The sequence below is a fragment of the Pyxidicoccus sp. M15 genome (assembly GCF_056858435.1).
Genome location: NZ_CM166495.1, coordinates 2,840,108 through 2,850,192, shown reverse-complemented (window position 1 = coordinate 2,850,192; position 10,085 = coordinate 2,840,108). Strand labels below are relative to the sequence as shown.

9 protein-coding genes and 1 other RNA gene are annotated in these 10,085 nt (G+C 70.2%); 6 read left to right on the top strand and 4 right to left on the bottom strand.

Annotated elements, in window-relative coordinates; translation table 11 throughout:
- Positions 1-4 precede the first annotated feature (4 nt).
- Positions 5-370: a transfer-messenger RNA gene (gene ssrA, locus ACX9TP_RS11585) on the bottom strand.
- A gap of 220 nt (positions 371-590) precedes the next feature.
- Between ssrA and ACX9TP_RS11580 the strand changes: the two genes are divergently transcribed.
- The 3 genes from ACX9TP_RS11580 (at position 591) to ACX9TP_RS11570 (ending at position 5,467) form a co-directional block, all read left to right on the top strand.
- Positions 591-1,949, top strand: a complete 1,359-nt coding sequence (locus ACX9TP_RS11580; protein ID WP_482979764.1) for a M16 family metallopeptidase — start codon at positions 591-593, stop codon at positions 1,947-1,949.
- Positions 1,949-3,574, top strand: coding sequence for a M16 family metallopeptidase (locus ACX9TP_RS11575; RefSeq protein ID WP_482979763.1), 1,626 nt, complete (start codon positions 1,949-1,951; stop codon positions 3,572-3,574). The genes ACX9TP_RS11580 and ACX9TP_RS11575 overlap by 1 nt, the downstream gene beginning before the upstream one ends.
- 75 nt (positions 3,575-3,649) lie before the next feature.
- Complete coding sequence (locus ACX9TP_RS11570) at positions 3,650-5,467, top strand: OmpA family protein (RefSeq protein ID WP_482979762.1); 1,818 nt, start codon at positions 3,650-3,652, stop codon at positions 5,465-5,467.
- Positions 5,468-5,500: 33 nt separating this feature from the next.
- On the opposite strand, the gene ACX9TP_RS11565 is transcribed toward ACX9TP_RS11570, so the two are convergent.
- Together ACX9TP_RS11565 and ACX9TP_RS11560 are read right to left on the bottom strand one after the other, a co-directional pair.
- Positions 5,501-6,076, bottom strand: a complete 576-nt coding sequence (locus tag ACX9TP_RS11565) for a TlpA family protein disulfide reductase (protein ID WP_482979761.1) — start codon at positions 6,074-6,076, stop codon at positions 5,501-5,503.
- Positions 6,073-7,137: a CFI-box-CTERM domain-containing protein gene (locus ACX9TP_RS11560; protein ID WP_482979760.1), complete on the bottom strand. Its 1,065-nt coding sequence runs from the start codon at positions 7,135-7,137 to the stop codon at positions 6,073-6,075. The genes ACX9TP_RS11565 and ACX9TP_RS11560 overlap by 4 nt, the downstream gene beginning before the upstream one ends.
- 113 nt (positions 7,138-7,250) lie before the next feature.
- Between ACX9TP_RS11560 and ACX9TP_RS11555 the strand changes: the two genes are divergently transcribed.
- The 3 genes from ACX9TP_RS11555 (at position 7,251) to ACX9TP_RS11545 (ending at position 9,291) form a co-directional block, all read left to right on the top strand.
- Positions 7,251-7,532, top strand: a complete 282-nt coding sequence (locus ACX9TP_RS11555; RefSeq protein WP_482979759.1) for a hypothetical protein — start codon at positions 7,251-7,253, stop codon at positions 7,530-7,532.
- Positions 7,533-7,612: 80 nt separating this feature from the next.
- Positions 7,613-8,869, top strand: a complete 1,257-nt coding sequence (locus tag ACX9TP_RS11550; protein ID WP_482979758.1) for a S1C family serine protease — start codon at positions 7,613-7,615, stop codon at positions 8,867-8,869.
- Positions 8,870-9,024: 155 nt separating this feature from the next.
- Positions 9,025-9,291 (top strand): vegetative protein, encoded by a 267-nt coding sequence (locus tag ACX9TP_RS11545; RefSeq protein WP_482979757.1) that lies wholly within the window; start codon positions 9,025-9,027, stop codon positions 9,289-9,291.
- Between the two features lie 46 nt (positions 9,292-9,337).
- Here the strand turns inward: ACX9TP_RS11545 and ACX9TP_RS11540 are convergent, their stop codons facing one another.
- Positions 9,338-10,078: an RNA methyltransferase gene (locus ACX9TP_RS11540; RefSeq protein WP_482979756.1), complete on the bottom strand. Its 741-nt coding sequence runs from the start codon at positions 10,076-10,078 to the stop codon at positions 9,338-9,340.
- Positions 10,079-10,085 lie beyond the last annotated feature (7 nt).

Below are 10,085 nucleotides of genomic sequence, written 5' to 3'. Positions count from 1 at the left end.
CTGAATGTGGAGGCGGCGGGAATCGAACCCGCGTCCGAAAGCCTTCTGCTCTTCGACCCTACGTGCGTAGTCCGCGATTTGCTACGTCCCGGAGGCTCCCACGGACGGGATACTCCGAGCCGGTCCTGGGAAGATCTCGCCACCTCGGGTCCAGGCCCCCTTGGCAGCCAGCCTGCATTATGACGGTCTGACCCAACCCCACAGGCCGAGGGCGGGGGGACCGCGCACTAGAAGCTGTTTTTAGGCAGCCAGCGCGAGCTCAACGTTGTCGTTGGCTTTTGTGATTCTGCCGGGTTGAATTTACGAGCTACCAGACAAGCTCGGCACGCGTCTCGAACTTCAATGCCCCCGTCGAAACCAGGTCGCCCCCGGTGGGTGGACTGCTACTGCCACTGCGACTGCCACGCGGTCGGCTTCAACCGCGCTTCCTCACATTAACCGCTGACGGGGGTCCGTCAATCCTCCTGACCGTCCCGGGCCGCACTTCGGCGCACGCCGCCGGACACTCACGTCACAACCTGCACCCCCAACGACCGAGCCGTCGTAGGGTCGCCTCCCCGCCGGGTTGTCTCCCGGCCACGAGGACCCGAATGAGACGACTGCTCCCCCTCCTGCTGCTCCTGCTGGGCTCCGCCCTGCCGGCGGCCGCCCAGTCCGGGCCGACCGCCTCCTTCCCCTACACCCTCAACACGGAAAAGCTGCCCAACGGCCTCACCGTGGTGCGCGTGCCCTACCCGTCCCAGGGCATCATCGCCTACGTCACCGTCGTGCGCGTGGGCTCGCGCAACGAGGTGGAGCCCGGCAAGACGGGCTTCGCCCACTTCTTCGAGCACATGATGTTCAAGGGCACGAAGAAGCACCCCGAAGGGGACCGTGAGAAAATCATGGGGACCTTCGGCTACGACGACAACGCCTTCACCACCGACGACGTCACCGTCTACTACTCCTACGGCCCCGCGGCCGGCCTGCCCCAGCTCATCGAAATCGAGGCGGACCGCTTCCGCAACCTCGAGTACGCGGAGCCCGCCTTCCAGACGGAGGCGCTCGCGGTGCTCGGCGAGTACCACAAGAACGCCGCCGCGCCGTACCTCAAGATGGAGGAGGAGCTGAACGCCGCCGCCTTCCAGCGCCACACCTACCGTCACACCACGCTGGGCTTCTACGACGACATCAAGGCCATGCCCCAGGCCTACCAGTACAGCCGCGACTTCTTCCAGCGCTGGTACACGCCCGACAACACCCTGCTCTTCATCATCGGTGACTTCGACGACGCGAAGGTGATGCAGCTGGTCCGCGAGAACTACGGCCCGTGGGACCGCAAGGTCGCCTCCGTGAAGGTCCCCTCCGAGCCCGCGCAGGGCGGCCCGCGCTCCGCGCACATCGACTGGCCGCAGCCCACGCAGCCCCGCCAGATTCTGGCCTGGCGCACCCCGGCCGCGTCCGCCACCACCATGGACGCCGCGCTGCAGACGGTGCTCGTGGACTACCTCACCGGCCCCACCAGCCCCGCGTACAAGTCGCTGGTGCTGGACAAGCAGCTCGTGGAGGACATCGGCAGTGACTACAACGAGCACCGAGACCCGCACCTCTTCAGCCTCACCGCCACGCTCAAGGACGAGCGTCAGCGCGAGCAGGTGCGGCTGGCCCTCCTCAAGGAGGTGAGCAACCTCGCCGCCGGCCGCGTGGACGCCGCGCGCGTGCGGGCCATCCAGGACAATGCGCGCTACGGCACGCTGATGTCGCTGCAGACGCCGCGCGACGTGGGCATCCGCCTCGCCTGGTACGCCGGCATCCTTGGCACGCCCGACGGGCTCCAGCGCCACCTGCAGAACCTGTCCAAGGTGACGCCCGCGCAGCTCCAGGACTTCACCAAGAAGTACCTCACCGCCAACAGACTCATCGAGCTCAGCCTCACCCCCAAGACGGCCGGCGCCGGAGGGACGAAGTGATGAAGACCCGTGCTCTCGTTTCGCTCGCCGCACTCGTGGGACTCGCCGGCTGCGCCACCACCCAGACGCCGCCCCCAGACACGGACGCACCGCCCCCCGCGGTGCCGTCCTCCGCCGCGCTGGAGCAGGCAAAGCCCGCCGAGCCGCAGCCTCCCGCGCGCCCGGAGTCCGTGCCCGCCGCGCCGATGCGCCAGCCCAAGCCCATGGAGCTGGTGGTGCTGGCCCGCCCGGACACGCCCATCGTCGCCTTCCGGCTCGTCTTCCGCGCGGGCTCGGTGGATGACCCGAAGGGCATGGAGGGGCTCACCGACCTCACCGCCACGCTGATGGCCCAGGGCGGCACGCAGAAGCTCACGTCGGGGCAGCTGCTGGACGCGCTCTACCCCATGGCCGCGCAGCTGGGGGCGTACACGGACAAGGAGTTCACCACCTTCTCCGGCCGCGTCCACAAGGACTTCCTGCCGCGCTTCATGGAAATCCTCACCGACGTCGTCCTCAACCCGCGCCTGGACGCCGCCGAGCTGGAGCGCCTGCGCGCCAACGCCATCAGCGACGTGGAGAACGGCCTGCGCAGCGCCAATGACGAGGCGCTCGGCAAGGTCGCGCTCGACGCGCTGCTCTACCAGGGCCACCCGTACGCGCACTACGTGGGCGGCACCGTGCAGGGGCTGAAGGCAATCAAGCTGGACGATGTGAAGGCCCACGCCAGGCGCGTCTTCACGCAGGACCGGCTCGTCATCGGCCTCGCCGGCCCCGTGGACGACGCGCTGAAGCAGGCCCTCACGCAGCGCCTGTCCGCGCTGCCCGCGCAGGGCGCCCCGCTCGTGCAGCTGCCGCCCGTGCCCACGACGGCCGGCCGCGCCGTCATCGTCCAGAAGTCCACCCTCTCCACCGCCATCAGCATGGGCTACGTCACGCCCGTGCGCCGCGGGGACCCGGACTTCTTCCCGCTCGCGCTGGCCTTCTCCCACCTGGGTGAGCACCGGCAGTTCCTCGGCGTGCTCTTCAACGAGCTGCGCGAGAAGCGCGGCCTCAACTACGGCAACTACGCCTACGCCGAGAGCTTCATCGAGGACCCCGGCTCCACGTACAACCGGACCAACATCGCCCGCACCCAGCAGTTCCACTCCATCTGGATTCGCCCGGTGGTGCCCGCCAACGGCATGTTCGCCACCCGCGGCGCGGTGTACTTCCTGGACCAGCTGGTGAAGGAGGGCATTCCGCAGGAGCGCCTCGAGCTGATGAAGGGCTACCTCCAGGGCTACACCCGCCTCTGGGAGCAGACGGACCAGCGGCGCCTCGGCTACGCCATCGACTCGCTCTACTACGGCACGCCGAACTTCCTGGAGCAGTACCGGCAGGCGCTCTCGAAGATGACGCCGCAGACGGTGCAGGACGCGCTGCGCCGCCACGTCCACCCGGAGGCGCTCAACTTCGCCTTCGTCACCCAGGACGCGGAGGGGCTCACACAGGCGCTGCGCTCCGGCCAGCCCTCCCCCATCACCTACGCCTCGCCCAAGGACGCGGCGCTGCTGAAGCAGGACGAGTCCCTGTCCACCTTCAAGCTGCCCCTGCGCCCGGACGCAATCGAAGTCATCCCCGCGCAGTCCGTCATGGAGAAATAAGACAGGACTGTATCCATACCGGAGGGTGGGTCATTTGCTTCCGCCCTCCGGTATCGAGTGCTAAGAGCCTGAGCCATGCGAGGCATCCTGAGCGGCTCAGTCATCCGACTCGCGACCCTGGGCCTGCTGCTGTTCACGGTAGCGGCCCGCGCGGAACACGACCCCTTCTCCCGTGGCTTCGACGCCGTCCCGGTCAAGCCCACCGCCGCGCAGCACAGCGGCATCGCGCTGGAGGGCGCGGCCTCGGGCGAGCCCGTCGGCAGCTTCCGGGGCGCGCTCCTCTTCGACTTCAACTGGCGCATCCTCGCGCTGAAGCTGGGCGACGAGAAGCTGGGGGACCTGCTGCCCTACCGGCTCGACGCGCACCTGCTCTTCGCGTACCAGCTGCACGAGCGGCTGGAGCTGGCGGTGGACCTGCCCTTCACGCTGTTGCAGGGGGACAACTTCGACCTCTTGCAGGACGCGCTCGACGCGCCGGACTTCCCGGGCGCCGCGGGCGTGAGCAGCACCACGCTGGGCGACATCCGCCTCCTGCCGCGCGTGCACCTGCTGGACCGCGAGAAGTTCCCCGTGGGCCTGTCCCTCGTCGCCGAGGTGCGGCTGCCCACCGGCAGCGCGTCCAGCTTCACCGGCGAGCGCGGCGTGCTCTGGGCCCCGCGCCTGGCGGTGGAGCAGCGCTTCACCTTCCTCCCCATTCCCTTCCGCGTGCTGGGCAACGTGGGCGTGCGCCTGCGGCCCCATGCGCAGTACCTCAACCTGCTCGTGGATGACGAGCTGACGCTGGGCGCGGGTGCCATCGCGGAGCTGCCCAACCTGGGCCGCCTCATGGACGTGGAGGGCGTGGCGGAGATGCACCTGGGCACGCCGCTGGTGCGCCCCTTCAACTTCGACCAGGCGGACTCGCTCAAGACGCCGTGGGAGGTGCTGGTCGGCGCCCGCGCGAAGGTGTGGGGCAACTGGGGCCTGGAGCTGAACGTGGGCCGCGGCATCAACCTCTCCAGCGGCTACGGGCGCGAGGCCCTGCGCGTCATGTTCTCGATTCGCTACGACGAGAAGTTCGTCGACTCGGACGGCGACGGCGTGCCCGACATCCGAGACCGCTGCCCGACCGAGCCCGAGGACAGGGACGGGTTCCAGGACAACGACGGCTGCATGGACCCGGACAACGACGGCGACGGCGTCGTCGACGGCGAAGACGGCTGCGTCATGGAGAAGGGCCCCAAGGAGCGCAAGGGCTGCCCGGAGAAGGACACCGACGGCGACGGCATCACCGACGACTTCGACAAGTGCCCGGACAAGCCCGGCCCCAAGGACTACGACGGCTGCCCGGACACCGACGGCGACGAGGTGCCCGACAACGAGGACGACTGCCCTGACTTGTTCGGCCCGCCGGAGAACAACGGCTGCCCGTTCGACTCGCCGCCCTACGTCTTCGTGGAGTCGGACCGCATCCGCATCAAGGGCAACGTGCTCTTCGAGACGGGCTCCGCCGTCATCCAGAAGCGCTCGTACCCGCTGCTGGACGAGGTGGCCATGGTGCTGCGGAAGAACCCCACGCTGGGCCCCGTGCTCATCGAAGGCCACACCGACAACCGCGGCTCGCGCGCCCTCAACATGGGCCTGTCCGACAAGCGCGCCCGCTCCGTGCTGGAGTACCTCGTGAGCAAGGGCATCGACCGCAAGCGCCTCAGCTCGGCGGGCTTCGGCTTCGACCGGCCCATCGCCACCAACGACACCGCGCTGGGCCGCGCGAAGAACCGCCGCGTCGACTTCCGACTCGTCCGCTCCGAGGTGGAGACCGCGCCGAAGGAGACCGTCGTCCCCGCCGGGCAGCAGCCGCCCGCGGGGAAGACGCCCGCCCCCGGGACGGCTCCGGAGAAGGACAAGAAGTAGTCGAACTGGAGGGGCGCCATGCGCCCCGGCGGCTCACTGCTGCTTCAGGGCGCGCTCGATGCGGCGGCGCAGGGCGTCCTCGGACAGGGAGCCGCGCTGCGCGTCCATCACCTTGCCCTCGCGGTCCAGGAAGTAGAGCGTGGGCAGCGCCGTCACCTGGAAGGCCTGCGCCACCTCGTCGCTCGCGTAGACGACGTAGGGCTGCAAATCAGGCAGGTGGCGATTCATGAAGGTCTCCACCAGCCTGGGCGCCCGGGGCCCGTCGTCGCGGCTGGCCGCCACGAAGACCAGCCCCTGCGGCTCGTACTCCTTGGCCAGCTTCACCAGCGCGGGCATCTCCTCGCGGCACGGCGGGCACCAGGTGGCCCAGAAGTCCAGCATCACCACCTGGCCCTTGAGCTCCTCCAGCTTCAGCGTCCCGCCGCCATGGCGCTCCATCACCAGGGCGGGCGCGGACGTCCCGTCCGGCACCAGCTTCGCGCGCTGCGCCTCCATCACCCCGAGGTACACCACGCCCCCGAGCCCCAGCCCCGCCAGCAGGCCCAGCACCACCTTCGTGCCCCGGCCCTTCTTCGGGGGCGGCGGGGCTCCAATTCCTTCCTGCGTCACGCGAGTCCACTCCTCGTCAGGCGGCCGTGCACCCGCCGCAACACCCACCGCACGCCGCCTCGGGCCATGGGACGGCGCGACACCCATGCCGCCACCCCGGGGCCCCAGCGATAGTAGCCCCGGATGAACACGCGTCCGAGCGCCCTCTTCCTGAGCACGTCGTCCCGGTACGCGCGGAACGCGACGAGCTCCGGCGCGCCCTCGCCGAAGGCCACCGTCGCCACGAAGCACGTGGACGCCGGGCTCACCCACATGAGCTTCTGGTTGGTGAGATTCACCACCGCCTTCAGCTCGCGCGCCTCCGTGTAGAGGAAGGCCAGCAAGTCACGCCGGGCGGCGGGGAACTCCTGGCCGCTCGCCTCCTCGAACTCGATGCGCGTGGTGCCCGCGGGGCCCACCTCGTCCACCGTGAAGAAGTAGCGCTTGGAGCTGCGGCGCACCTCCACCTCCAGCCCGCGCAGCTCGCCGAAGTAGCCCAGGAAGGGCGTGTGGCACACCGGGCAGACGAAGCGGTTGTAGGGGTGGCTCGTGAGGAAGGCGAAGTCGTTCACCCGCTTGCAGCCGGTGTTGGGACACACGAGCTTCACCGTCGCCTGGGGCGCGGAGCGCGGGTCATACCGGGAGACGCGGGAGCCCTTGTCGAACACCGGCGGCGGGCGCGGGGGCGCCGTCACCAGGTGCCGCGTGGGGTGCGCCGCCCGCTCCAGCTCCTGCGCGCGCCGCCAGGCCGTCTCGGCCGCCTCCAGCCGGCCGTCCGCCGTGTGGCACAGCGCCTCGCCATGGGCCAAAAGCGCCTTCACCAGCTTGTCCAGCGCGGCCGTGGCCGCCGGGTCTCTACCCGCCGCCAGGGCCTCCGCCAGCACGCGCTCCATCTCCGGCAGCAGCGCCTGCGCGGCCTTGCGCGTGGGGTCCTCCGCGCGGCGGTACACCGGGGGTTCGGGGATGCGGGCGAACAGCGCGGACGCCGCCGCCCGGACGCGCTCCACCGCCGCGTCACCACGTCCCACGTCCAGCTGCGCCGCCCGCTCACGGGCCGATTGGAAGAGTTCTTCAGGGTGCAAGCCCGCGGACCATAAGGGCCCCACCCCGCCCTGTCAGCGACTTGCGCCCACCCGCGGTCGGAAACTGGCCAGCCGCCTCCAGTCGATGTACGAAGAGGTAGGAGGCTGTGAGAATGGGAGCGTTGAAGTTCATCGTCTGGACGGCCTGCGCGGTGGGACTCGGCATCTTCCTGGCGTCGGGCGAGGTGGATGGCCGCTCGCCGCTGGAGCACATGCAGCGGGCGTGGAAGCGCAACGTGAAGCCGAACGCCGTGGACCGGGTGAAGGACGGGCTGGAGGACGCGTACGAGGATGCGAAGGACGCTGTCTCCCGGCCAACGAATGCGCCGCCGCGCGAGCGCATCAGCGCCGAGGACCGTGCGGCGGTGAACCGCATCATCGCTCAGAAGAAGTAGATCGCCCTCCAGGCCCGCTTCCGCTGGAAATCCCCACTCCCTAGCTTGCGCCCAGGCGGTGTTGGGGCGGAGGCGGGGCCATGGGCAGGGCCGGAGTCAGGGGCGTCGTATTCTTTGCAGCGCTGGTGAGCGCGCTGGTGCTGCCAGCGCAGGCCGCCGGACGCGGGCGTGAGCGGCTGTGGCTCGAGGCCAAAAACCGCACGCTGCACCAGCAGCGCGCCACCTTGAGCGAGGTGGCGCGGCGGGCCATGCCGGCGGTGGTGTCCATCACCACGAGGCAGGAGACGGCGGAGACGGCCGTGTCCGGCGAGGAGCCGCAGAAGGGCATCGGCTCCGGCTTCCTCATCCACCCGGACGGCTACATCCTCACCAGCGCGCACGTGGTGGAGGGCGCGACGGAGGTAAGCATCACCTTGCTGCACCCGCGCGGCGGCGTGGAGGAGTACCCCGCGCGCGTGGTGGGCCAGGATGACCGCACCGACTGCGCCCTCCTGAAGATTGAGGCCCCGCGCCGGCTGCCGGTGCTGAAGCTGGCCTCGGCGACGCACGTGCGCTCGGCGGACTGGATTGTCGTCATCGGCAACCCGTTCGGCCTGACGCACTCGGTGACGGTGGGCGTGGTCAGCTACATGGGCCGCACGGACGTGACGCCCAACGGCCGCGACGGCGACTTCGACTACATCCAGATGGACGCGTCCATCAACCCGGGCAACTCGGGCGGGCCCGTGCTCGACTTGCACGGCGACGTGGTGGCGGTGGCCAACGCCGTCAACGTGGCGGGCCAGGGCATCGGCTTCGCCATCCCCATCGACATCGCCAAGACGGTGATTCCGCAGCTGCGGGCCCACGGCCGCGTGCGGCGCGGGTGGATGGGCATCAGCGTGCAGGACTTCTCGCCCGAGGTGGCGGACGCCTACAACCTGCCGCGCGGCCGGGGCGTGGTGGTGACGGAGGTGGCGGAGGGCGGGCCGGGCGAGCGAGCGGGCCTGCAGGCCGGAGACGTCATCGTCGGCCTGGACGCGCGGAGCGTGTCGCGGGCCCACACCCTGCGCTGGCAGGTGGCCGCCCGGGGCGTGGGCCGCCCCGTGCGCCTCAAGGTCCACCGGCTGGGCCGGCCCATGAAGGTGACGGTGAAGCTGGAGGAGATGCCGGCCGAGGAGACGCCCGCTCCCACCCTGGCTTCCAGTACGCCGCAGCGCCAGCCCACCCGGGGGCAGTCGGTGCTGGAGGACCTGCTGTCGCCCGTCCCGCGCACCAAGGCCTTCCTTGGGCCGCCTCCCTCGCAGGAAGGGGACGCGGACGCCGACGGTTCAGAGGACGGCGCACCCATGCCCTGACGGGGGGCGGGCCCCTCCGGGGCTCCCGGCATTCTCCGGCCTCCTTGCGTTCGGGTGGCATGGGCGCTAGACAGTGCGCCTTTTTCCGTACCCGGCGGCGGGTTCCACCTCGGTGTGGCGCCGCGATTCCGCATCGTTTCGCAGGAGAGTTCCAGATGGCCGAGGCTCAGACGACGAAGCTCACCCATTGGCCGCGCACCGCCAAGGGCAATGGCAAGAAGGCGTGCACGGTGGAGGGCTGCAAGCGCCCCTACCGCGCCAAGAACTACTGCTTCTTCCACTTCAAGAAGTGGCGGCAGGGCGAGCTGCCCCACTCCCGTTACCGCACCTGCTCCAAGGCCGACTGCCGCGTGAAGACGATGAAGGCGGGCCTGTGCGAGAAGCACTACGGCGAGACGTACAAGAAGGAGGCGGCGGCCTAAGGCCGTCGTCGCTTCGCAGTCCCGCGGCGCCGGGGCATCCCCTCCGTCAGGTGGAGGTGCCCCGCGCCACCGCGCGTCCCAGGTGCTTGAAGGCCGTGAGCCACAGCTCCGCCTCGCGCTGGGTGAGCCGCGAACGCATCAACGTCAGCTCCAGCTCGTTCAGCACGTGCTCCGGCGCCTGGGGGTTGAGGAACTCCGCCTTGAGGAGCACCTCGCGCATGCGCGCCGCCAGCGCGTTGAGCGTGCCCAGGCGCGCGCCCTCCACCAGCGTCTCCGCCACCGCGGGCGCGACCGGTGCCAGCCCCTGACGGTGGCAGAGGTACAGCAGCACCGCCGCGGACTGCGCCAGGTTCATGGAGGGCTGCACGTCCGAGGTGGGGATGACGAGCACGTCGGTGCAGCGCGCCAGCTCCTCGTCGGACATGCCCCGCTGCTCGCCACCGAACACGAGCGCCACCCGCCCGCGCTCGCTCTCCTCCGCCAGCTTCCGGACGGCCTCCTCCGGCGTCAGGGCGGTGCGCCCCTTGAGCTGGGTGCGAGAGGTGGTGCCAACGGCATACACGCAGTCCTTCAGCGCCTCCGGCAGATCGCGCGCCACGGCCATGCGCTCCAGCACGGCGTCACTCTTCACGGCCAGGCGCTCGGCGCCGCGGAAGGAGTACGTGGCCGGGTCCGACAGAATCAGCCGTGAAAACCCGAAGTTGGCCATGACGCGCGCCACGGCCCCCAGGTTGTCGGGCGAGCGCGTCTGGTGCAGGACGACGGTGAGATACTCCCCTGGACGCATGCCTCCG